This is a genomic window from Shewanella inventionis (genome assembly GCF_014641855.1).
GTDB lineage: Bacteria > Pseudomonadota > Gammaproteobacteria > Enterobacterales > Shewanellaceae > Shewanella > Shewanella inventionis.
This window is the reverse complement of sequence record NZ_BMII01000010.1, coordinates 21,176-45,169: the sequence shown is the minus strand read 5'-3', so window position 1 is coordinate 45,169 and position 23,994 is coordinate 21,176. Positions and strand designations below refer to the sequence as shown.

Below are 23,994 nucleotides of genomic sequence, written 5' to 3'. Positions count from 1 at the left end.
GTTTAGCAGTGACAACAATACACGTTTGCTGCTCAGAGAATGGATAAAAATGGTGCTCAATGATAGGTCGTTGGGCCCATTAAACTGGTTGTTATAATAGGAATGGATGACACATGATTAAATTACATCATTTAAATAAATCACGTTCAAAACGCATTATTTGGTTATTAGAAGAGCTCGGTGTGGAGTATGAGTTAGTTGCTTACCAACGAGATGCTAAAACCTTTTTAGCGCCAGACTCGCTCAAAAAAATCCACCCGTTAGGTAAATCACCTGTGCTTGAGGCGGACGGTTTTACCATTGCCGAGTCGGGCGCGATTACACAATACCTTATCCAAACCCATGGCGCGGACAAGTTAATGCCAGCCAAAGGCAGTGCAGATTATGTTGATTATTTACAATGGATGCATTTTGCCGAAAGCTCGGCCGCACTACCGTTATTGTTGAAAATTTTTGTCAAAATGGAAGGTGCAGATACCCGCTTTATTGGGGGGTATGCTGATGCAGAAACGGCAAAAGTGCTCAGTTATGTTAATCACAGGCTAGATGGTAAGCGTTATCTTGTGGGCGACAGCCTGTCTGGGGCAGATATTATGATGTCATTTATCACTGAGCTTGTTGGCCAAAACGGTGAGTTTGAAAAGTACCCAAATATTGCCAAATACTACCAACAATTATTAACTCATAATGCCTTTAAAAAAGCATTACAAATCGAAGCTGAAAATTAACCGACGGTTTGTGTCGCTTTTTTGATCAACATAAAGGTGAACATGGTTCACCTTTGTGTTTAAAAAATAAACAATTCATTTACACGGTAAAAGCAGGTAAATGTGCTGTCTAAAATTTGTTCTGTTTAATACTAAGGTGCTAGAATGCACCATCAATCAATACTTTTGTTTAGGACTATCCATGGCAACGTTATCTGATGAAGAATTAGCTTACTTTAGCGATGTATTTTCGCCAGAGCAGTCTGACAATTCTGCGGATAATGTACTCACTAAACACTCGCTAAGCGTTGCCACTGAAATCCCTCAAATACTGTCGCATATACTGGGTAATGCCAAACTCACTTTATTGGCTGAAATCAGCTATTACCGATTGTGGTTTCCGTTGCAGTTAAAACAAGATGAATTTGGCCAGTTTACACCTGAGCTTGGCACGCCAGAAGTGGTTGATATGCGTGGCGTTGAACGCAGTTGGCGAATCGATGACTTAAAAAATGTAAAGGTGATGGACAATGAAACCTCAAAGTTTGTTGAGGTATTGTCTCTTTCTAGCTCTGGCATCACTATCAAGGTGCCTAAAGAGCTTGATACTCAATCACAAAGGCACACACAGCTTATTTTGCCTAATGGCAACCATGTGGAGTTAGAGTTTGAGCCAGTGAGAACTGAAAACGGCATCATGGCGGCTAAAATTAGCGCTGAAGGCGAATCACGGCAAATACTAAGGCAATTTTTATTTAATCAACACAAAGCTAAATACTCGCACCTTTACGAAGACGTTAACCGTTAATAGAAAAGTCTCTGGCTAACAGTGTTTTAATTGCATTAATAAAGTCGAGATCATTTTTGGCGTGTATTAGCTGACACAACTCATCTCCTACCGTGGTAAATCGATAATAAGTAAACAATAAGTGCTGCCCTTTGGGTTTTAGGTTAATGTTGGCATGACACAAATTGAGTTGTATATCTTCATTACGGGTTAACAGCCCTGTTTCAAATTCGCTTTTATGTAAAATCCCCGCATCGACCAGTGTTAAAATATTTGAATAAGGCAAACCAAATTGCGACAAGCCAAAATTGGTTTGATTGTGTTTGCGAAAATACTGTGTCAGCCCGCCATTAACTCTATATCCACTTAATAGCTTAAATCTGGGTTCGGTATTGATTTTGACCGACATCCCGAGAGCTTTTTCAAATATTTGCGCTTCACGTAAAGTCAGCTGCTTTAATACGGCTAAAGTACGCAGGCTAAAGTTGCCTGGGTTAACGATTTCACTGGCTAAAATTCTCGCCCACAAATCTTGCATTTTTCGATTATGAATTTGCTCTGCCATTTGGAAATACTGATAGCGCCAGTCTGGATCGAGTTCAATACCGGTCACATCAGACGGCGTGTAATTGAGCGCTAGTGCAAAAATACTCTCAAGGTTTGCTTGATGTTGACTAAGTTGTTTACGTTGTCGGTGTTCGGCACGTTCCGCAATTGAAGCCGTTGACGGGCGATAGTCATCTTCACTGGCTAAACCAATCACGCGGCCAAGTAATAGCGCTTTTTTTCGCGCAGACACCTGTGCATTGTCATCGGGCATTTCCATTACATCGATATCAGCCATATATTGTCAGACTCTTAGCAGTAAGTTGATTGTTTAAATGAAATACTAAAACAGATGAAAGCTTTGCAGATAAATAATCATATATCAATTCGGTGCCTTATACCTATTCATACCATTTCCATTAATTATGTGACCAATCAGAGTCGCTCAGACTGTTCAGTTTGAGGCGCATTGTTGAAATAATGGTTATTCCCTTCTAAGGCAATGCAACAAAGAAATGGACTGTCTGAGCGTCTCCTACAAGGCGGGTTTCTGTGCCTTCTATGCTGCTTAATAGTATTTTGACGTACGACTGCATGGATGCAGGAGGTAGAGCAACGCAGGAGCAGTTGCCGAGAGCAACTATGCCTACAATCCTATTACTTGCCTAGAAGGCACAGAATTCCCGCTGAATGACCAGATAATTAGTGGAATTGGTATCACACGACATGGCGATATCTATTTTGTTAAGAGATTTTGAAATTAGCTTATATAACGATACTCATGCCGTGATCAGTTTCATGTAAATTTTTAATTCAGTGGGCTAAGATATTGTATTACTTTTAAATGATTCGATTTGAGGTCAGCATGAGTCATATTTTACTGATCCACTCTAGTGTCCATGGTTACACTCAAAAAATTTGCCAATACCTTAAAGCCAAGCTAGAAGCACAGCAGCAACAAGTCACCATAGCAGCGTTATCAGAGGTGCCCGATCTAGCCGAGTTCGATAAAGTCTTTATTGGTGCCAGCATTCGCCACGGTAAGCATCGTCCTGCGTTATATCAATTTATTGCCGATCACCGCGCAGAGCTAGAAAGCAAACCCAGTGGCTTCTTTTCGGTGAGTTTAGTGGCGCGTAAACCGCTTAAAAATACCCCAGAAACAAACACCTATATGCAGCAGTTTTTAAGTCAGAGTGTGTGGCAACCTAAACTACTACAAGTGTTTGGTGGTAATTTAGATTATCAAGGTTATGGTGCCATGGACCGTAATATCATTCGCTTTATTATGTGGATAACCAAAGGCCCGACCGATCCCAACACTAAAGTAGAATTTACTGATTGGAGTAAAGTGGATCAATTTGCCCAACAAATGATTGAGGCCAAGTTATGACCATAAAGCGCGTTTGGCAAGGTGTTGAGGCTATATTACATGCATTAGTGTTATTGATGTCTTTATTGTTGATTTTTACCAGCCCCTGGATACTCATTGGCAGACAGTTAACCGAACGCGCGGGTTTTTGGGATTTATTTCATGTTTATGGCGGCCTGTTGACCGCCATATTGGCCGTGCTATTTTTGATCAAAGTATGTAACGGCGGGCAATGGCGATTGTTTTTCCCCTGGTTAACGCGTGATATTAAACCACTACTGGCTGATGTGCGTGGGTTGCTACGCGGCCAATTACCTCATTCTGGCGGTAAAGGGCTAATCAGCGTGATAGAAGGGCTTGGCGTTATAATATTACTGCTGGTGGCAATGACCGGCGTTGCATGGTTTGTAGCAGAGCCTGCAAATGCATTAGCCTGGCGTCATTACCATATTGTTTTTGTTCATGCTTTTATTGGTTTTATTGTTGTGCATTGCTTATTAGCACTGCTGCACATTAGAGCGTTTTTTGACTAATTTACGCTGTTCCAAACCACTCAAGGGTAAATTTAATAAAGCTGCTCAATCTGGCTGACTGATTAATTATTTGCGGATGCACAATATAAGTGGCCGATTGGCTCATGGTTTCATGGGTCAAAATTGCCTGCAATGTGCCTTGTTGTAACTCTTTATCAACAAGATAATGAGGACCTAAGATAATTCCTCTACCCAGTAAGGCTTGGGTTTTTAGCATATGATTATCGTTGACACTCATAAAGCTATTAATGGCGATGTTTTTATTGCTAAAGCACCACTGACTTTGTTCTGCCGACGTTAAGCACTGGTGCTGGTGTAAATCATCAATTTTATTAGGAATGCCCGCTTTTTTAAGATACTCAGGCGCCGCACAGCACACTTGCTGATAATCAAATAACTTTTTAGCGACCATATTTTGTGGTGGATTTTGAGTGGCTCTAAAAGCCAGATCAAAATCGTTTTTGGCCAGATCAAATAAGGTATAGCTGCAATCAATACTGAAATGCACTTGTGGATGGCGCACAGTAAACTCGTGGCAAATGTCTAATAAATATCGTTGGGTAAATTGGCTCGGCGCGGTGATGCGGATCCGCCCGACAATATCCTCATTATCGTGGCGAATTTGTTTACCAAGCATCAGTAAGTCTGCTTTTACCTGGCTCATGCTGGCTAAAATCATTTCACCTTGAGCCGTTAGCCTAACACTGCGAGTAGTGCGGATGAGCAATGCCCGCCCCATCTCTTTTTCGAGTTGCCTTATTTGCTCTGAAAGGTAGCCTCTTGAGATCCCTAATGTCGCTGCCGCTTCGGTAAAGCTAAGTTGTTTAGCCACCTCACTGAACAAAAATAATCGCTCAAATTTTTTGTGTTCTCTACTCATGCGTACTCACTCAAGATAGTAATTTATAAAGAACTGTAATCTTTAATTGGTAGCTATATCAAACAATGATTTTGTTTTTTGCTCTTCATTTTTATTCTACATCTCATAAACTATCAGTCACCAATGCAAAAATAAGAGCACTAACATGTCTCGTTTACCCTTACAAAATGTATTACCTAACGTCAGTTCACTCGTGTATGGCTGCATGGGCCTAGGTGGCGGTTGGAACAATAACGCTATTTGCGCTGACGATATTAAACAAGCTCACCAGGTTATTGATACCGCATTAGATAACCAGATTAATTATTTTGACCATGCCGACATCTATACCTTTGGCAAAGCCGAAACCGTATTTGGTCAAGTGTTAAAGCAGCATACTGCGCTACGCGATAAACTGTATTTGCAAACTAAATGTGGTATCAGGTTTGAAGACAACAAGGGGCCTAAACGTTACGATTTATCCTCAGCCTGGATCAACCACAGTGTTGAAAAAAGCCTAACTGAATTACACACAGACTATATCGACGTTTTACTGCTTCATCGACCAGATCCATTAATGCAAGTAACCGAAATTGCAGAGACATTTCATCAGCTTAAAGCTGCGGGCAAAGTGCGTTTTCTTGGTGTGTCTAATATGCAGCAACATCAAATGAATGCCTTACAACGAGTGCTAGATGAGCCCTTAGTGGTCAACCAAATTGAAATGAGCTTGCAAAAACATGCCTGGGTAGACGAAACCGTTTATGCTGGTAATCAAGATGGTAAAGACATTAATTTCACCGCAGGTACTATCGAATATTGCAATCAACATCATATTCAGCTTCAGGCCTGGGGCAGTTTATGCCAGGGGATTTACACGGGCAATGCAAGCTCAACTCCCTCTGCAGCGGTAAAGCAAACCAGCCAACTTGTGGCAAGGTTAGCCGCTGACTATAGTGTCAGCCCAGAAGCCATTTTACTCAGTTGGTTGATGTTACATCCAAGTCAAATTCAACCCGTTATTGGTACCACTAACCTTGAGCGCATTAAGGCTTGTGCGCAAGTTGCAAACGTATCGCTAAGTCGTGAGCACTGGTACGCATTGTATGTCAGCGCTAAGGGACAAGAGTTACCTTAATTATTGCTGTATCGATAGGGTGTTACCCGTTAATCAGCACAAATAATAACTATAAGAGGCCGTATGGATACAAAAATAGCCACACTTGTTACAGCAGTACTACTGCTATCCGCTTGTCAGCCGTCGCACATTGACACCGAACATGCTCCGCAACTTGCCGACGTAAAATCGGGTAACGCAGAGCTCAAAGGGCAAACAGCGCCAGACATTTACCAAGATTATTTACATCGAGATGTACGCGACGATATTTTTTATTTTGTGTTGCCCGATCGCTTTTATAACGGCAACAGCAAAAATGATAATGGCTCGTTAAGCCACAAAATATCGGCGGGTGGATTGGACTTAACTCATCCTCGCGGCTTTCATGGTGGCGACATAACTGGCATTGAGCAAAAACTCGATTACTTACAAAACCTCGGCATTACAGCCATTTGGATGACGCCGTTATTGCGCAATAAAGCCATTCAAACAGACGGCATTGCCCATCACGGCTACTGGATTGTCGACTTTACTGAAATCGACCCACATTTTGGTAGTAATGCCGATTTAAAGCAGCTTATTAACGCAGCGCATCAACGTGGTATTAAAGTATTTTTCGACATTATTACTAACCACACCGCTGATGTGATCAAATATCAAGAGTGTCACCAAGCGTCGGGCGAATTTATTACCCCCAATACACAATGTGAATATAAATCGTTAGATCAACTCGCAAAAGGTGACAATTACACGCCATTTATTCCAGCAGGTGAGGCCGAGGTTAAGGTGCCAAAGTGGTTAAATGATCCACATTTTTATCATAATCAGGGCGACAGTACCTTTAAAGGCGAGAGTTCATTAAATGGCGATTTTAATGGACTCGATGACCTAAACACTGCCGACCCAGAAGTGCTAAGTGGCATGATTGAGATTTACCAAAACTTGATTAAAGAATTTAAGCCAGATGGTTTTAGGATCGACACGGTTAAACATGTCGATTTATCATTTTGGCAAACCTTTAGCCCAGAAATTGTTAATTTTGCTAAAGCACAGGGCATCCCACAGTTTCATGTTTTTGGCGAAGTCTATGCACCAGACCCAAAAGTATTAAGCTTGTACACTACTGAGGGCAAGCTGCCGTCAGTACTCGATTTTGCATTTCAGCAAGCTGCGGCAGATATTTTCTACCGTAAAAAAAGCCCAGAATTAGCCCAGCAATTATTTGCCCAAGACAGTCTTTATCAAGATCACGACAGCCAGGCTGATTTGTTAATGACCTTTTTAGGCAATCACGACATGGGGCGTACGGGGTATTTTATTAACCAAGCTAACCCAGATATGCCAGCTGAAGACAAACTGCAACGCAGTATTTTATCGCATGCATTTATGTTTTTATCTCGTGGCATACCAGTGATTTATTATGGTGATGAGCAGGGCTTCACTGGTGACGGCAATGATATACACGCTCGAGAAGACATGTTTGCCTCGCAAGTGGCTAGCTATAATGACAATATCTTATTAGGCACAAAGGCCACAACCGCAAACGATAACTTTGACACTCAACACCCGCTATATCAGGCCATTGCACAATTGAGTGCGTTACGAAAGCAGCATATTTTACTGCGCCGTGGTGAGTATCAAGACCGTTTTTATCAAACCGATTCACCCATGTTTGCCTTTGCGCGCGTTGATAAAGCAACCGGTGCTGAAATCTTGATAGTGTTAAATAGTGGCGAGCAAGCACAGAGTATAGAATTACCCAGTACGGCATTGTCTTATCGGTTACTTCACAGTTGGGGTCAGCAACAGCCTGAGATAAATGATAGCGGGACAGGCTTGAGCATTACTCTGCCAAGATTAAGCTACGCTATTTACACGAATCAGCCATGATTTAGGTATAAAGCTCAAGAATTAATACTAAAACTTAGCGCAAAGTAGATAAAAAAATGGCTATCATCAGATAGCCATTTTTATTGATTTATTGAAGCTAATTATTGCTTTAATGCTAGGTAGTTAATCAAGCCAATAATGTCATCAAGAGAGCGCATTTCATTTAAGTTAATTGCGTATTTATCGTTAACAATAAAAGCAGGCACACTTTGCACTGCGTACATGACCTGCTGCTGACGCCATAAACTGAGTTTGTTATCGGTTGCGTCGCTGTCGGCAATATCATCATATTGTTTAGCATCAACGCCAAAGTCGGCAAATACCTTTTTAATGTCATCACGGCTGTTAATCAGCGACTTATGTTCATGGCCTGCAGCGCTATGATCATGGCCAGCATTATTGTCTTTACCTTGAATAGCACCAAACATGGCAATTTTTAGTGCTTCTTTGTTATCGAGTTCGTGAATTACCGCTAAAGAACGCATCACTTCAGTACCCAAATCACTGTTCATAAAGTCGACGTGCTTAGTGTCAAAGGCGATTTTTTTGTCTAAGCCTTTTTTGATTTCTGGTAGGTACTGGCTTTCCATATTGAAGCAGTTATGGCAATAAAAAGAGAAAAACTCGGTCACTTTTGGCTCAGTTGGTACCATGATATTTGATATTTGAGTGTAGTGTTTACCTTCAACAAACTGCGCAGCAAAACTGGTGATTGGAGTCATCGCTAAGGTGGCGGCTAAAACTAAATATTTAAACATGAAAACCTCAAAACGGAGATAATTGACTTGAAAACGCGTTAACTAATGATGTCATAAATGCTCGGCCGCAACGGGAAAATTAGTGTGATCGAGTTGTGATTTACGAAAAAAACTTCAGTGATAACGGTTATTCTCGCAGCGTTTGCCAGGCTTCGCATACCTGACGAAATCGCTCCACATCACCTTCGTCTCTATCTGGGTGCCATTTAAGGGCGAGTTTACGCCACTGTTTACGGATCTCTCTGTCGGTGGCCGTTTCATCAAGCTCAAACACTTTTAACGCATGGCCCTTGTTCATTAATTTAACATTAACACCAATGTATTGCTGATAGCTTGACCAGAACGACTCCAACATCTCGCGCACCACATTGACACTGGCATCGTAATTACTCCAATCAAGGTAGTAATCACGCAAGGCGCCGTCTCTAACATGTTCGATATCAGCGTTAGCTGGAATAATTCTAAAAATTTGTATATCCATGGCTTTTACTTGCAACCATTGCCTTGGCATTAACATATCTTGTAATTCGTAGAGTGCATTCATTAATAAAAAGTTACGCTTAAACAGATCCTTTTCTGGTAATGGATCAAGGTCATGCATTAAGCCTTTAATTTGCAACTCACTGGCTAAATGGTGCACTTTCCAGCTTTGATTAGAGGATTTTAATAAGGTTAATACAGGCCAAATCAATGGATTGTCGCTTTTTGGCGCATTGAGTTCGCGAGCGGATGCCGCATCAGACAAGGTCGTTTGTGAATGATTTTGTAAGTTTTTGTCGAGCAACATAACGGTTAATTCATCCTAAACTGGCGATATCGTTAACGAATGGTTAAAAAACACTATGCCATAGCCCCCGTGAATGACAAGCAGATTTTACCAACTATAGCAGGGGAGGTTGGTCATATTTAGGCTGTAAACTGTTGCGTTAAATCAGCCATTTAAGACTTTGATCAATTAATTCTGATTCTTACAGGCAAGATATTTTTATTTGGTATAAAATTCCCGACAACAAATTAACAGGGGGCTTCAGTAATGACCGATAAACACTATATTAGCGCACAACAACTTTTAGAAGATTCATTTAGACTGGCTGCGCAAGTGTATGACAGTGGTTTTAGACCTCAGTTTATAGTTGGTATTTGGCGCGGCGGAGCTCCAATTGGTATTGCTGTGCAAGAGTATTACGACTTTAAAAAAGTCGAAACTGACCACATTGCGGTGCGCACCTCATCTTATTACGGCATCGGTACCGACAAGCAAGATAAAAACATTAAAGTGCACGGCCTGCATTATATTATTGAAAATGCTAATGCCAGCGATGGCTTGCTCATTGTTGATGACGTGTTTGACTCGGGCCGCAGTATTGATGCACTGATTGGTAAGCTTAAAAAGTTCATGCGCTTAAACGTACCCAACGACATTCGCATAGCTTGTCCCTATTACAAACCTAAAAACACCAAAGTGGATTTAAAACCTGACTATTTTATTCATTCATCTGAAGACTGGTTAGTGTTTCCGCATGAGGTATCGGGGTTGGATCCTAAAGAAATCGCCGAAGGCAAATCTGACTTTAAAAACATTCAAGACCTGTTTTTATAAGCCCCATAGTTATCTCAAGCCTGCGGCTTATATAAACACGATTTTACTTAGAACTTTGTTTAAAGTTTGCTAAAATACAAAACAATGCGAGTGCGTCAACATACTAATGTCAATGAGACAATATCAGTATGTTGGCGCACTTTTTTATCAGAATTGAGCGAAATTTAGTTAACATTATGGTTTCTGTAGAATTGTTTACCCCAGAGGCACCTGTAAAGCGCCAACTTGAACTGCTAGCCCCAGCCAAAAATGCTGATTACGGCATTGAAGCTATCCGTCATGGTGCTGACGCAGTTTATATTGGTGGCCCAGCGTTTGGCGCACGTCACAATGCTGGTAACAGTGTTGAAGATATTGCTCGCCTGGCTGAGTTTGCACATCGTTACCATGCCCAGGTGTTTGTGGCATTAAACACCATTTTAATGGACAACGAGATAGAAAAAGCGCAAAAACTCATATGGGAACTCTACGAAGCCGGCGTTGATGCCTTGATCATTCAAGACATGGGCGTTTTACAGCTAGATTTACCGCCAATTGCTTTGCATGCCAGTACGCAAACCGATAACCGCAGCCCTGAAAAAACCGTCTTTTTAGAGCAGGTTGGGTTTTCGCAGGTGGTGTTGGCTCGCGAGCTGAACATTCCGCAAATTCGTGATATTGCCGCCAGCACTAAAATGAAGCTAGAGTTCTTTATTCATGGTGCTTTATGTGTAAGCTACAGTGGATTATGTAATTTAAGCCACGCGTACTCAAACCGCAGTGCTAACCGTGGCGAATGCTCACAAATGTGTCGATTACCGTGTAATTTAACCACGCGTGACGGTGATGTATTAGCTGAAAACCAGCATTTATTGTCACTTAAAGACAACAACCAAACCGATAACCTAGAAGCCTTAATCAATGCTGGTATTAGCTCGTTTAAAATTGAAGGGCGCTTAAAAGACATTACCTATCTTAAAAACGTCACAGCGCATTATCGTCAGCAATTAGATGCCATTATTGCCAAACGCAATGATTTAGAATCTATATCTCATGGTCGCTGCGAGTTTAACTTTACGCCCGACCCAGATAAAAGCTTTAACCGCGGTAAAACTGATTACTTTGTTAACGAGCGCACCGAAGCCATTGAGCATTTTAGCTCGCCTAAATTTATTGGCGAAAAAATCGGTCGTATTAGCCAGGTCGGTAAAGACTTTATCAAAATTGACACCAAAGAGAGCGGCAAAGACATTCAGTTTAACAACGGTGATGGCTTATGTTACTTCGTTGAACATTACGAAACTCAGCGTTTGTCAGACGACAAGTTGTCTGGTTTGCGTGTTAATCGTGCCGACGGCAATACTCTGTTTTTAACTGAGGTGCCAAAAGATTTAAAAGTCGGTGTAATGATGTTTCGTAACTTCGACCATAAATTTGAAGCCACACTAAACAAAGACTCAGCAAGCCGTAAAATTGCCGTTGATATGCAGTTTTTTGATACCGATGATGGCGTAGGATTAACCATTACCGATGTGCATAATATTAGCGCAACCGTAACGCTCGCCTGCGATAAAGCGCCTGCAAACGATCAAGCTAAAACCGCTGACAACCTTAAAAAGCAATTAGGCAAATTAGGTAGCAGTGACTTTGTACTCAATAAAATTAACTTACAAACCGAGCAAATGTGGTTTTTACCGGCCTCAATGGTAAACGAACTTCGCCGCGATGCAGTAAGCGCATTAATGGCCGCAAGGGTTGCCGCTTATCAACGTCCTGAGCGCTGGGTGCATGATAAAACGGCCCGTTTTCCACAAAAAGCATTGAGCTTTTTATCTAACGTGGCCAACGAAAAAGCCAAATCGTTTTACGAGCAACATGGTGTTATTCAAATCGAAGACACCTACGAAAAAAACACCGTACTGCATGACGCGCCATTAATGGTCACTAAACACTGTTTGCGTTACAGCTTTAATTTATGCCCTAAAGAAGTTGAAGGCATTAAAGCAGAGCCAATGTTTTTAGATGTAGGTAAAGATAAGTTAAAACTGGTGTTTGACTGCTACAAATGTGAAATGATGATTGTCGGTTCTAACCAGTTAGTGAAGCAGCAATAACGCCATCACAAAAAAGCGTTAAAAATAACCAAAATAGCTGCCCAAACTCGTGAGTATCGAGTACACTGCGCGGCTGAAATTTCATGGGTTTTGTCCCGTGATACCCAAAGTAGGATTGAAAAGATTATGAGCGATAGCAAAAAGTATGGTTTACGTGTAACACAAGTTGAAAACACGTGGAAAACCGAAATCACTCGTCGTATGACAGCGACAAAAACCATAGTGTCTAAAAGCCAAGATGGTTTTGCCACAGAAGCAGAAGCCATTGCATGGGGCGAACAGGCTTTACAAGGTTTTTTGTCAAAGCAGGCTGACCGTAACAAGCGTAAAACTGAAAAACACCTTAAGGCAAAAAGCTTAGCGGCTGCTATCGCTGCAGAATCTGCTGTAGATGAAGACGAAATCGTTGACGAAGAAGACGACTTCAACTAAATGCTGCTTTAATAGGTAAATGCTATAGATATGCTCGGCTAGAAATAGCTAAATGTTATGGATATGTTTTAATTACGGTATGTTCAGGATAGGATATACTTAATTAGAATGATTTTTAAACACACTAATTCCTTGCAAGGATGTTATTGGGATGAACAAAATCGCAGCATTTATCTGCTACGCGGGGTGCTCAGGAATAGCTAGTCTATTGCCTCACACCGCGTACGCATCTTCACCAGCATGGGTTACCTTGGAACCTCAAAGTGACTCATCTGGCGTGCTTGTTATGTCTAGCGATGTAAAACGCCTCACCACAGTATCTAAAACTTTCGGCTTTTTACCTCCTCTTTCATGGAAGTTGGCGTTTGACGAAAAACGCGGCGACATGACCATGGCCGAATTTATCCCCATCAACGAAACCCTAAATGATTGGTCTAACCTAATGTGCATGCAAGGATTTAATGGGCTTGCAGAAGACATTGAACCCGCAGAATTTTTAGATTCAATGGCCGACACCTACAAAGAACATTGCCAGGGCGAAGTGATTTACCAACCATTAGGTAGCATGAAAGTAGAAGGTTATGAAGCCGTGCACGGATTGTTAGGCTGCACCAGTATGCCCAATATCCATAATGCTTCAGCAGTGGTATCGGCCTCTTACATTACCAGCCCGCGTGGTGAAATGGGCTACTTTACGGTCATCAGCGATAATGAAAACATATACCTGGTGCATAAGTCGATTCGTACCGCGGTGTTCACCAAAGAAACAGTGCCTATTACCCAAAGCAATTATCGCGATTTTATGGCAGAGCATTAACGCTGTTAACGTGAATAATACGCGCGTTGTTTTCCTGCTTTTAACCTATCAGCTAAACGACTATTCCGTTATAATCCTGCCGGTGTTTACGGCTGTGCTACATGAAGCCATTTTTATTTTATATTTAAACGTTTAGTCAATCTTTACGGTGCCAAGGTGAGTGTTATTAGCTCAATTGGAGAATCGGGAAACCAGTGAAAGTCTGGTACTGCCCCCGCAACGGTGATTGGTGAGAGCCTTGATGAAAATCCATCTTCGCTCGAGTGTACAGTTAAGTACCGCAACCTCAGTCCGGAGACCGGCCATAAAGGTGATTTCGAAGATTTCGGTGGGCAGATCTCGAGATGTGATGTTATGCCGTTTTAGGGTGCTCAAACAGAGTGTTCCCCCTAAAGTGGTGCTCAATATTGCGGCGCTACTGCCCCATTTTTCCTTTTAGGAGTTAAAGGTAAATGGGTACTAAACCAACTACAATCGCACTATTATTAAGTGCAATTTTTTGTGCCACTAGCGTTAATGCTAATGCCGCACCTACATCAGTAAAATCTTCCGCGTCTGGCGTAACCATGGATGAAACCATAGTGGTTATCGGTCGTAATCAAACCAATCCGCTTAATATTGCTGCCAATGTAAACGTTATTGATGCAGCCGACATTGAAATGAGCGGCGCCAATAATTTAACCGATTTACTCCGTGGCCAGTCAGGGATACAAGTTTCTGATAACAATTCTGGTGCAGTTTTTTCAATGCGCGGTTTTTCGGCCTCACAAGCGGTCAACAACACCTTAATTTTGGTTGATGGTCGTCGACTCAATAATATCGATATTTCAGCACCAAGCGTTGAGTCTATTCCGCTTAACTTAATTGAACGCGTTGAAATTTTATCTGGTAGTGCAGGGGTATTATATGGCGATCAAGCCGTAGGCGGAGTGATTAACATTATCACCAAAGCGCCAACCGAAACCGCAGGCGGCTTGCAAGTCAGTGGCGGCAGTTTTGATACCTATGAAGCCAAAGGCGATGTTTCTGGTTCAATAAATGAGGCTTGGCGCTACTTTTTAGCGGGTAGCTATAACAAAAGCGATAATTATCGTGACAACAATGAAAATGAAACCGGCTCAATTTTAGGCCGTATTCAGTACCAAACAGACGTTGAAGACTTTTTCATTGAGGTAAACCATTATGATAATGATCGCCAAACACCAGGTGCATTAACCCTTGCACAATATCAAGATAACCCTCGCCAGGTGGCCTCGTTTTCTGCGGGCGAATACGCGCATGAAATCACCACAGCGCTGCGCAGTGGCTACCAATACCAGCTCACCAATGTATGGGCGCTTGGTGCTGATTTAACTTACTCAGATAGCGCAACAAACAGTTTTTTGTATGGCAGTGCAGGGCGCATTGAGCGTGATTTATTGAGTTTTTCACCAAAAGCAACCGCACACTATCAACTACCTAATGGCGAACTTGCCCTAGTAACAGGGATTGATGTGAGCCGCGGCGAAGCCGATTTTGACACCCTGTATCTACAACGCAATAACCAACAAACCATGCAAAGCGCCTATGTACAGGCCAGTGTGCCGTTAACATCGAGCTTATTTTATGTTGTTGGTGGCCGTTATTCTGAGGTCAGCGATGATTTAACGGATCAACTGCTGTACAGCAATGGCATAGAGCTCGACAACGACGCTCACGCACTTGAACTTGGGCTTAATTATCGCCCAAGTGCTGAGCATCGTTTTTATGTTCGCGCTAGTGATAACTTCCGTTTTGCTAAAGTCGATGAGCAAGCATACACGCCATTAGATGTGCAAGGATTAGACCCACAAACAGGTCGCTCATACGAGGCCGGCTGGGATTACACCACAGCCACCCAAATGTTAAAAATAAATGCATATCAACTCGAATTAGAAGACGAAATCGTTTATGACGCTAGCCTCACCGACGGCCCATATGGTGGTGGTGCTAACATTAACGCCGACGAGTCTCGCCGTTTTGGTGTCAATACCAGTTACGAAGTGCAGTTATCTAAAGATTGGTTAATGGGGGCATCGTATGACTATATCGACGCTGAATTTACCCAAGGCGAAAACGATGGTAAAGCATTGTCATGGGTGGCTGAGCACTCAGGCAAAGCGTTTATTAGCTACGACTTTGCCGATAATTGGCAAACCTTTGTAGAAGCCGTATACACAGGTGAGCGTTATATGGAAGGTGATAATAGTAATGCCGGTGATAAACTCGACAGCTATGTACTGACTAATCTAGCATTAACTTATCATCGTGATGCATGGACCGCGAGCGTGCGTGTAGACAATGTCGCCGATGAAGACTATGTTGGAACAGGCTATTACTCTTTATATGGCAACGGTTATTACTCAGGTACGGGTCGCTCATTTAGGATCACTGCCGGTTACCGCTTTTAAAAGGTAAAGCCAACGGTATGCACATTAAAGCCAGTAACTATTACTGGCTTTCATTTTGATATATCGTTAAATTAATGAATCATTCACCTAAGGTAACTGATGCATATGACAAACCTTGAACAACAAGTACTGACTCAAGTTCAAGCTATTATTGGCAATGAAGAACAAGTCATTGGTCGTCGTGGTATTTTGATCCCATTAAAAAAGGCGCTAATTAACGAAGCCGATATTCGTATTGTAATTGATACAGTTTCAGCCGACCCAGCCCTTGCAGCGCACCTGTTGCAGCGCAGCAATACGGCTCAAGCAGCCGGTGTGGTGTCTACCAAAAGCCGCAGTGTTAAAGATGCCTTAATCCGCCTAGGGCAGGTGAACATTTACCGTTACGCTTTTTCGTTTTACTTAAAAGAGCGCCTAGATGAGCTAGCCGAACCCTACAAAAAGCTAGTGCAAGGTTACTGGGCGTTAAATGAAGCAATTGCCCAAGATTGTATAGAATTACTACGCCAAGATAACGACGCAGGCGCAGGCACAAACGTTGACGCAGATGAAGTGCAAACCTTAGCGCTTTTTAGTGTGTTTGGGCAGGTTATTGCATTAACAGCATTTGCCTATTTAAACGCTGAGTTGCCCAGACCTGTGTCGTTAAAAGTGCTTAAATCGTTAATTGAACAGCAGCAACAAAAACTGTCTTTAGAGGCGTTTGAATCGCTAGGGCTAGACGATGATTTACGAGTAGAGTTCATGGTTGCGCATAACTTACGTCAAACACAAAATCCTGACTCAGCAGGACTTGTGCTTCGACGTGTGTTATCTAAACGCAATTTATTGATTAATCCGCTGTAACGCTAAGCCTTCGCTTGCAACAAGCTCAAGCCACTTTTGGATCAAATTAGCATTGGTGGCATCGCGGCGATAAGCGCCAAATAACGGGCGCTTTAGTCCTTCTGCACCTAATTTTACTGCCGTTAAACTTAACCCCTGACTTTCACGAATTGACCAAGTCGGTAGTGTTGCAACGCCATCATTACAGGCCACTCGTTGCAGTAACATTGAGGTTAACTCACACTGTTTTTGCTCACCAGGCTCAACACCTGCGGGTTCTAAAAAGTGCTTGTAGATGTCTAATCGAGCTAAGGGTACAGGGTAACTAATTAACGTTTGTTTTGCTAAATCAGTTGGGGTGACATAAGCCTTTTTAGCTAATGGGCTCTCACTTGCTGTGACTAATTTAACTTCAAAATCAAACAAATGTTGATATGCCACACTGTGACCAGGCACAGGATCTGAGGTCAACACTATGTCTAATCCGCCCGTTTCTAATGCATTAAGCGAATCAAACAAATGACGGCTTGAAATATCAATCTGCGCCGCAGGAGCATGTTGCTTAAACTGCTCAATCACCGGCATTAACCAACGAAAACAGCTATGGCACTCAATGCCCAATTTAAGCTGTTGGCTTTCCCCTTCAAGACCCCGTTTAAGATCTGACTCAGTGGCTATCACCTTAGGTAAGATTTCTTCTGCTAAATTCAGTAGTCGCGCACCTTCGTGAGTGAAAGTTAACGGTTTACTTTTACGCACAAAAATAGCCGAGTTAATACGAGTCTCTAACTCTTTAATTTGATGAGAAAGCGCCGACTGGGTTACAAACCGCTTTTTAGCCGCACCAGCCAAACTGCCACTCTCTTTTAACGCCATCAAGGTGCGAAGGTGTCTAAGCTCTATCATTTTCTCTCCACATGAATCTTGCTCAACTAGCTGATGAAATCAATTCTGTTGCATAGCAGCAGAGTACCACAATAAACTTCTAGACGTCCAGACGCCTGTATGAGTTTTTTTACATATTTAACTATTAATTTTAGTTAATGAAAGGGGTGGGTGAATCTTAAAGATTGACAGTTATTGAATTATCGTCAGGCAAAGGCTTTACTAGGTTAAACATGAGGTTACGTTTAATAGGCAAAAAATAAATCGCTGAGAGATCAATTACTAACGCGCAATGGTATTAATACTATACTGAGAATAGGTGCTAACAGATAAATAACAGGAGCCGAGCATGAGCCACACATACAAAATTATCGAACTTGTAGGGTCATCACCCATTAGCTCAGATGACGCCGTTAAAAATGCCATAGCGTCAGCCAATAAAACCCTAAAGCATTTACGCTGGTTTGAAGTTGTAGAAACTCGCGGTCATCTAGAAGAAGGGTTGGTTGCACATTGGCAAGTCACCATAAAAGTGGGGTTTACTTTAGATAAGTAACACGAGTGATATGAATTGTGATGACTAGTTATGTTTAGTCTTACGATTTATCGCCATTATGCATCTCTTGGTAGGCCTTTTTGTATTGCTCTTATAACCCGTTGGGTTTTGCGTGAAAGTGCTTCTTGTGGCGCTTTTTGCTTTTGTTGGGTTATGGCCCAGTCGATATGTTCGAGTACCATGTCGTCGACTTCGTCGCTGTGTTTACGTTGCTCGAGTGCGTTGATGATATTTGGGTTTGCTGGGGCATTGCCTAATGCTATGGCGATATTGCGTAGCCAGCGTTTGTGGCCTATTCGCCTAATGGCGCTGCCTTCAGTTTGGCGCAAAAAAAGCGCTTCTGACCAGTTAAATAACGTGATGAGTTCTGGCTGGAACAGTGCTGGGCGGGTATGAAAGTCGGTTTCGGCTGTTACTGGTGCCTGGCTGTTAACTGGGCAAACGAGTTGGCAGTCGTCGCAGCCGTATATGCGGTTGCCTATTAACGGCCTAAATTCTTCAGGAATGGCGCCTTGTAGTTCGATGGTTAAATACGATATACAGCGGCGCGCGTCGACCACGTAAGGCTCGACTATGGCATTGGTTGGGCACGATTTTATGCAGGCTACACAGGTGTTGCAGCCTTCTTTGATTGGGATGTCTAAAGGCAGTGGCAAGTTTACGAGTAACTCACCTAAAAAAAACCAGCTGCCTGCATCTGGATGTAAAATCAGCGAGTGTTTACCTGTCCAGCCTATGCCTGCTTTGTCGGCTAATGGCCGCTCTAGTACGGGGGCTGAGTCGACAAATGGCCTAAAGTCTGTGTCATTAAACCCTAAGGTTTTACAGTGTTCGGTGATTTGATCGCCAAGCTTTTTGAGCCGTTGGCGGATCATTTTATGGTAATCACGGCCGCCAGCATATCGCGAGATGTAGGCTAGGTTGGGGTCGGTTAAGTTACTGGCAAAACCTGCATCTGGTGGCAGGTAATCCATTCGGGCACAAATGACTCTTAAGGTGCCGGGGTGGAGTTCGTGAGGTCTAGCTCGCATCATCCCATGGCTGGCCATGTAATTCATTTCGCCGTGGTAGCCTTTGTTTAACCAGTTTTGTAAATCAGCTTCGTGTTGGCTTAAATCAATATCGGCCACGCCGATATGAGCAAAGCCAAGTGCTTTTCCCCAGTGTTTTATTTGTCTGCTAAGCGCATCAAGCTGGGCCTGTGTTAATGGGCATGGCTCAGTTGTTATAGTCGTAGCGGCGGTGTTTGGTGCTGGGGTTGTGGCTGTCATGGTGTTGTCATTTAGTAAACTCACCGCAAATTATACGCATTTTACTCGGCTTTGACACAGTTTCTGCCGGCAGCCTTAGCTGAATAGAGTGCTTTATCGGCTTTGAGTAATAAGGGGGATAATTCTGTTTCGTTACTGTAGCTTGCCACTCCGGCACTGACGGTTTGCACTAAGTTAGGCGAAATTTGGCACCAATCATAATTGGCGATGGTGTCAATTAAACGAGTCGCGATGTCGATTGCCTGTTGCTTGTCGATATTAGGAAGCAAAATTAAAAACTCTTCGCCGCCTACTCGGCCTACCACATCGGTTTCGCGCATCATACTTGAGCAAATTGAGGCTAATTTGATTAGTACTTTGTCGCCGATTTCGTGGCCTAAATTGTCATTCACTTTTTTAAAGTGGTCTGCATCAAATGAAATGATAGAAAAGGGTTTACCAGACTGTTTGGCCGTTTTTAAAAAGCGCTGGCCTTGTGTGTAGGTGTCGCGACGGTTTGATAGGTTGGTTAGTTCGTCGGTTAATGCTAAAGCTTTAAATTGTTGTTTTCGCATAACTTGTCTGTATGCAAATACCGATACAATGGCTAAAATAATGGCCACGAGAACAATAATAATAATTTGCATTTGTTCATTGCGTTGCAGTATTTGTAGTTGCTGCTCTTTGTCTTTGTCTCGTTGTACTAACCATTCGTTTTCTGATTGTATTTTGTTTGTGTCAAATCGAGTTTGCATTTCTGCGTTGCGATCTGAAATGGATTGTTTGTCGAGTGCTAGGTGTGAGTCAACATAGGCAGATAACGAGTAGTATGCGTCGGACCATTGCGCTAACGCTTCATAGATTGTGCTTGTTAGCATTAAGGCTTGATTAAGGCCCCGAGTGTTTTCGCTTTCTCTAAATGCGCTTTGTGCTTTTTGGGTGTATGTTAACGCGATTTTGTGCTGACCAAGTTGATGATGAACTTCAGCCAGATATAAATTTAAGTAGCCGTAACTGCCATTATTGTTTGATGTGATGAACTTTTCGGCTTGTTCGAGTTGTTTTTGTGCCTGTGTAAAGCGGCGTAATTTAATTAAGTTACCGCCAATGTTTACAGACATGTTTGCCGCGGCTGCGGGTTCTTTTTCGTTAAGCCAAAATGCATGACTTTGTTTAAATCTGTCAATGGCTTGCTGATATTGGCCTAGCTCTTCAAGTGAATAAGCAATGTCGGTATTAATTTGTGTAGCGGCAAAGAGTTGCTTATTTTTACGGTAGTACTGTTCAATTTTTAATTGGTATTTTAGCGCTGTTTTGGCATCGCCAAAGCGTCGGTAAGTGTTAGCCAGCTCGCCCAAATTGACGTTGGCCCAATAAGGGGTATTGAGCGTGTCATACAGATTTTGTGCTTTGATGAGATCTTCTAGTGCGGCAGAAAAGTGCCCTTTATAAGATAAAATGGTGCCTCGGATACTGCGGCCATCGGCAATTAGGCGTGGGTCTTCTAGTAAATAGGCATTTTCGATAGCGGTGTTTAAATCGTCAAAAAGCACATTGTTTTTGTTAAGGTAATGCAAGTACCACGCTTTGCAATATTGTAAGTCTACCTGAATGAGTGATGGGCTAGGTTGGCTGTAAATCTTGAGGTACTCATTGGCATAATCTACCGCTGCGTTGAGTTGCTCTGGGGTCTCTGCGGGTAAGTTCCAGCAAGTTAATCTAATGTGTAATTGTTGCCTAATTGAATCGTTGGCAGCTAATGTACTTTTATACTCTGCTAGTAGCTTGTTTACTCTTTCTTCGGGTAAAAATTCACCACTGTCAAACAATCGATAAATTTCATCCGCCCGCGGGTTGTCGCTAGGGGTGGCATTTGCTTTGCCAGTTATTGTTATTAACAACAGCACTATTAGGCAATAAATGATTGTTGAGAATATTGATTTAAACAAAGCGACTGAGTCTCATTTTAATTATTATTGTTTAGATTAGCGTTTTTTTAAACAAATGTCTTGTATACAAACAATGCAATGCAACCATGGATGTTGATTTTTTGTTACACCTTAGCTGGGCAGTCATTGTGACGCTAAAGCATGTTTGCATTCGGTTTAACACCCGGGTATAAAGACGCCTTTGTGATGTTGGTTTGTATACCCAATCAACTTGATGATACGAGGTTCTGCGTGTTCAGGTTGTTTGGGTATATACACTTGGCTTTATTCACTTAGCCTTGCAGAGTTGGCAGACAAGCGCCTGAGCGTTGGCCAAACATCATGTAAATTATTGCTAAAGTAGAGAGAGTATCATGAGCAAAGTTGATCAAGAATATGAAAAAGTAGCAAAGCAAATTTCATATAATGTGGCTAATAAAGTGTTACCCATGGACAAATTACCTGAAACACTATTAGAGGCTTACGAAGGCTTATTTAATGAGTTGGTAGCAGACAATGCCAATGTGTTTGCTCAAGCTTGGGATGCTTTACCAGGTAGTGCACAAAAGTTAATGACTAAAGCTGAGTTTCATGGTTTTTATATTGCCAATGCGTGGATGCAACTTAGCCGCGTTGCGCAAGAAATTGCAGACAGTGCCGATTCTGAAGAAGAAATGCAAAACAATGAATACGATGGCGTATTTGGCCGTTTAGCTGAGCAGTCGCTTAAAGAGTGCATTCGCAAGCTTAAAAAAGCCCGTACAGATCGCTCAATGTTTAACAGTTTTAAGTAGGTAATGTCGGCTTAATGTTTACTCAACCATTGTAAGCAAACATAAAAAATCCCAGCCTAGCTGGGATTTTTTGTTTTAAGGCGCTTAATATTAATTAAAACGAGGTGCGTCTATAGCGGCGATATTCTGGTTCCCAGAAGTTGGCCTCTATCGATTGTTTTAGCAGCTCATCGGTACATGGCAGTGCTAACCCTTGGTCAATTGCGGTTCGGGCTACTGCAAAGGCAATGTATTTGCTGACTTCTTGAATATCTTCAAGTTTTGGCAGTAACGAGCCTGTACCACTTTTACCCAATGGCGAGCATTCTGATAATGCTTGGCTAGACGCCATAAGCATTTCATCTGACACGCGTTTGGCGCCACATGAGAGTACGCCTAAACCAATACCCGGGAAAATAAAGCTGTTATTACATTGGGCAATTTCATAGGTTTGACCATTAACCACAACGGGCTCAAATGGGCTACCTGTTGCCACTAATGCTTGGCCAGATGTCCAGTGCAAAATGTCTTTTGGTGTTGCTTCAACACGGCTTGTTGGGTTTGATAATGGAAACACAATCGGGCGTTCACAGTGGCTGTGCATGGCGCGAATGATTTCTTCGGTAAACAGCCCAGGTGCACCAGACACGCCAATTAATACGGTTGGTTTGGCATTGTTGACAACATCGAGTAATGAAATGTTATCGCTGTAGTTGTCCCAAGTGTTTACACGTTTGCTTTGCTGAGCTAACTTTTGCTGAAATGGCAATAGGTTAGGCATGTTGTCCAGTAGTAAGCCCCAACGGTCTACCATAAAGACTTGCGAGCGAGCTTGTTCGTCGCTAATGCCCTCTGCAACCATTTGCGCCACAATGGCTTCGGCTATACCACAACCGGCACTACCGGCACCTAAAAAGGTGACTCGCTGCTGGCTTAATTTGCTGTTAGCGGCTTTACAAGCGGCTAGCAATGACCCAACGGTAACGGCTGCAGTGCCCTGAATATCGTCATTAAAGCTGCAATATTGATCTTTGTAACGCTCAAGCAATGGCATGGCATTTTTTTGTGCAAAATCTTCAAATTGGATTAACGCATCTGGCCAGCGACGATTCACCGCTTGCATAAATTCTTCAACAAATTCTGCGTATTCGTCGCCACCAATACGCTGGTGGCGCCAGCCCATGTACATTGGGTCTTCGAGTAAGTGCGGGTTATCTGTGCCCACGTCTAGGGTAACAGCTAAACAGTATGCAGGGCTGATACCACCACAGCTGGTATAAAGCGATAATTTACCAATGGGGATCCCCATGCCGCCAATACCCTGATCGCCAAGGCCTAAAATACGCTCGCCGTCGGTAACAACAATCACCTTCACTTTATGACGAGTAGAGTTATTTAAAATGTCGTCAATGCGGTCTTTGTTTGGGTAAGAAATAAATAACCCACGGTTACGGCGATAGTTTTTAGAGAAACGCTCACAGGCTAAGCCTACTGTTGGGGTGTAGATAATCGGCATCATTTCGCTGATGTGATTACGCAGTAAACGGTAAAATAAGGTTTCGTTGGTGTCCTGGATGTTGCGTAAATAAATATGCTTATCAAGGTCGTTGTTGAAACTTTTGAATTGATCGTAAGCGCGTGATGCTTGCTCGTCGATGGTTTCAATCACCCAAGGCAATAGGCCTTCGAGGTTAAAGTAAATGCGTTCTTCTTCACTAAATGCAGTGCCTTTGTTAAGCAGTGGTGATTCAAGGATCGCAGGGCCAGCGAAAGGAAGATATAGGGGGCGTTTATTATCGTCCATGGGGAACCTTAATGTGTGAGATCGTATTTGATC

Annotated in this window: 22 protein-coding genes and 1 riboswitch; of the genes, 14 read left to right on the top strand and 8 right to left on the bottom strand. The window is 42.5% G+C overall.

Annotated features, from left to right (window positions below; genetic code table 11):
* Positions 1-113 precede the first annotated feature (113 nt).
* Entirely contained in the window at positions 114-728 is a 615-nt protein-coding gene (locus tag IEW93_RS07290; protein ID WP_188738486.1) for a glutathione S-transferase family protein, read from the top strand.
* Positions 729-909: 181 nt separating this feature from the next.
* Positions 910-1,515, top strand: coding sequence for a hypothetical protein (locus tag IEW93_RS07285; protein ID WP_188738484.1), 606 nt, complete (start codon positions 910-912; stop codon positions 1,513-1,515).
* On the opposite strand, the gene IEW93_RS07280 is transcribed toward IEW93_RS07285, so the two are convergent.
* Entirely contained in the window at positions 1,505-2,338 is an 834-nt protein-coding gene (locus tag IEW93_RS07280; RefSeq protein ID WP_188738482.1) for a TIGR03899 family protein, read from the bottom strand. The two genes, IEW93_RS07285 and IEW93_RS07280, sit on opposite strands and share 11 nt — an antisense overlap.
* A 567-nt stretch (positions 2,339-2,905) precedes the next feature.
* Between IEW93_RS07280 and hemG the strand changes: the two genes are divergently transcribed.
* Both hemG and IEW93_RS07270 read left to right on the top strand, forming a co-directional pair.
* The gene (gene hemG / locus IEW93_RS07275) at positions 2,906-3,433 is read left to right on the top strand and encodes a menaquinone-dependent protoporphyrinogen IX dehydrogenase (protein ID WP_188738480.1); all 528 of its coding nucleotides are present in this window, start codon (positions 2,906-2,908) and stop codon (positions 3,431-3,433) included.
* A complete protein-coding gene (locus IEW93_RS07270) occupies positions 3,430-3,945 on the top strand; it encodes a cytochrome b/b6 domain-containing protein (RefSeq protein ID WP_188738478.1) in 516 nt (171 codons plus the stop codon). The genes hemG and IEW93_RS07270 overlap by 4 nt, the downstream gene beginning before the upstream one ends.
* A gap of 1 nt (position 3,946) precedes the next feature.
* Here IEW93_RS07270 and IEW93_RS07265 read toward each other — a convergent pair whose 3' ends face one another.
* Positions 3,947-4,825 (bottom strand): LysR family transcriptional regulator, encoded by an 879-nt coding sequence (locus tag IEW93_RS07265; RefSeq protein ID WP_188738476.1) that lies wholly within the window; start codon positions 4,823-4,825, stop codon positions 3,947-3,949.
* A gap of 145 nt (positions 4,826-4,970) precedes the next feature.
* Here IEW93_RS07265 and IEW93_RS07260 point away from each other — a divergent pair, with 145 nt between their 5' ends.
* Both IEW93_RS07260 and IEW93_RS07255 read left to right on the top strand, forming a co-directional pair.
* Positions 4,971-5,942: an aldo/keto reductase gene (locus IEW93_RS07260; RefSeq protein ID WP_188738474.1), complete on the top strand. Its 972-nt coding sequence runs from the start codon at positions 4,971-4,973 to the stop codon at positions 5,940-5,942.
* Positions 5,943-6,005: 63 nt separating this feature from the next.
* Positions 6,006-7,811, top strand: coding sequence for an alpha-amylase family glycosyl hydrolase (locus tag IEW93_RS07255; RefSeq protein WP_188738472.1), 1,806 nt, complete (start codon positions 6,006-6,008; stop codon positions 7,809-7,811).
* A 101-nt stretch (positions 7,812-7,912) separates the two neighbouring features.
* Here the strand turns inward: IEW93_RS07255 and IEW93_RS07250 are convergent, their stop codons facing one another.
* Together IEW93_RS07250 and IEW93_RS07245 are read right to left on the bottom strand one after the other, a co-directional pair.
* Positions 7,913-8,569: a thiol:disulfide interchange protein DsbA/DsbL gene (locus tag IEW93_RS07250; RefSeq protein ID WP_188738470.1), complete on the bottom strand. Its 657-nt coding sequence runs from the start codon at positions 8,567-8,569 to the stop codon at positions 7,913-7,915.
* A gap of 127 nt (positions 8,570-8,696) precedes the next feature.
* Positions 8,697-9,356 carry a DNA-J related domain-containing protein gene (locus IEW93_RS07245; protein WP_188738468.1) on the bottom strand — a complete coding sequence of 220 codons (660 nt, stop codon included), beginning with the start codon at positions 9,354-9,356 and terminating at the stop codon, positions 8,697-8,699.
* A 246-nt stretch (positions 9,357-9,602) separates the two neighbouring features.
* On the opposite strand from IEW93_RS07245, the gene IEW93_RS07240 reads away from it, so the two are divergent.
* The 6 genes from IEW93_RS07240 to IEW93_RS07215 all read left to right on the top strand — a co-directional run bounded on the left by IEW93_RS07240 (position 9,603) and on the right by IEW93_RS07215 (position 16,786).
* Positions 9,603-10,169: a phosphoribosyltransferase gene (locus tag IEW93_RS07240; protein WP_188738466.1), complete on the top strand. Its 567-nt coding sequence runs from the start codon at positions 9,603-9,605 to the stop codon at positions 10,167-10,169.
* Positions 10,170-10,345: 176 nt separating this feature from the next.
* Entirely contained in the window at positions 10,346-12,262 is a 1,917-nt protein-coding gene (locus IEW93_RS07235; RefSeq protein WP_188738617.1) for a peptidase U32 family protein, read from the top strand.
* A gap of 126 nt (positions 12,263-12,388) precedes the next feature.
* On the top strand, positions 12,389-12,694 hold the full coding sequence (locus IEW93_RS07230; RefSeq protein ID WP_188738464.1) for a DUF3622 domain-containing protein: 306 nt from the start codon (positions 12,389-12,391) through the stop codon (positions 12,692-12,694).
* A gap of 151 nt (positions 12,695-12,845) precedes the next feature.
* The gene (locus IEW93_RS07225) at positions 12,846-13,511 is read left to right on the top strand and encodes a hypothetical protein (protein ID WP_188738462.1); all 666 of its coding nucleotides are present in this window, start codon (positions 12,846-12,848) and stop codon (positions 13,509-13,511) included.
* Between the two features lie 129 nt (positions 13,512-13,640).
* Positions 13,641-13,832, top strand: a riboswitch (cobalamin riboswitch).
* Positions 13,833-13,963: 131 nt separating this feature from the next.
* Positions 13,964-15,940: a TonB-dependent receptor gene (locus tag IEW93_RS07220; protein ID WP_188738459.1), complete on the top strand. Its 1,977-nt coding sequence runs from the start codon at positions 13,964-13,966 to the stop codon at positions 15,938-15,940.
* Positions 15,941-16,045: 105 nt separating this feature from the next.
* The gene (locus tag IEW93_RS07215; protein WP_188738615.1) at positions 16,046-16,786 is read left to right on the top strand and encodes an HDOD domain-containing protein; all 741 of its coding nucleotides are present in this window, start codon (positions 16,046-16,048) and stop codon (positions 16,784-16,786) included.
* Here the strand turns inward: IEW93_RS07215 and IEW93_RS07210 are convergent.
* Positions 16,766-17,671, bottom strand: a complete 906-nt coding sequence (locus IEW93_RS07210) for a LysR family transcriptional regulator (RefSeq protein ID WP_188738457.1) — start codon at positions 17,669-17,671, stop codon at positions 16,766-16,768. The two genes, IEW93_RS07215 and IEW93_RS07210, sit on opposite strands and share 21 nt — an antisense overlap.
* Positions 17,672-17,999: 328 nt before the next feature.
* On the opposite strand from IEW93_RS07210, the gene IEW93_RS07205 reads away from it, so the two are divergent.
* Positions 18,000-18,206, top strand: a complete 207-nt coding sequence (locus IEW93_RS07205; RefSeq protein ID WP_188738455.1) for a dodecin — start codon at positions 18,000-18,002, stop codon at positions 18,204-18,206.
* Positions 18,207-18,262: 56 nt separating this feature from the next.
* Here the strand turns inward: IEW93_RS07205 and queG are convergent, their stop codons facing one another.
* Both queG and IEW93_RS07195 read right to left on the bottom strand, forming a co-directional pair.
* Positions 18,263-19,477, bottom strand: coding sequence for a tRNA epoxyqueuosine(34) reductase QueG (gene queG / locus IEW93_RS07200; RefSeq protein WP_188738453.1), 1,215 nt, complete (start codon positions 19,475-19,477; stop codon positions 18,263-18,265).
* A 41-nt stretch (positions 19,478-19,518) separates the two neighbouring features.
* On the bottom strand, positions 19,519-21,357 hold the full coding sequence (locus IEW93_RS07195) for a tetratricopeptide repeat-containing diguanylate cyclase (RefSeq protein ID WP_188738451.1): 1,839 nt from the start codon (positions 21,355-21,357) through the stop codon (positions 19,519-19,521).
* 401 nt (positions 21,358-21,758) lie between these two features.
* Between IEW93_RS07195 and IEW93_RS07190 the strand changes: the two genes are divergently transcribed.
* Entirely contained in the window at positions 21,759-22,178 is a 420-nt protein-coding gene (locus IEW93_RS07190) for a DUF3069 domain-containing protein (RefSeq protein WP_188738449.1), read from the top strand.
* Positions 22,179-22,272: 94 nt separating this feature from the next.
* Here IEW93_RS07190 and IEW93_RS07185 read toward each other — a convergent pair whose 3' ends face one another.
* Positions 22,273-23,961 (bottom strand): NAD-dependent malic enzyme, encoded by a 1,689-nt coding sequence (locus IEW93_RS07185; protein ID WP_188738447.1) that lies wholly within the window; start codon positions 23,959-23,961, stop codon positions 22,273-22,275.
* Between the last annotated feature and the right edge of the window lie 33 nt (positions 23,962-23,994).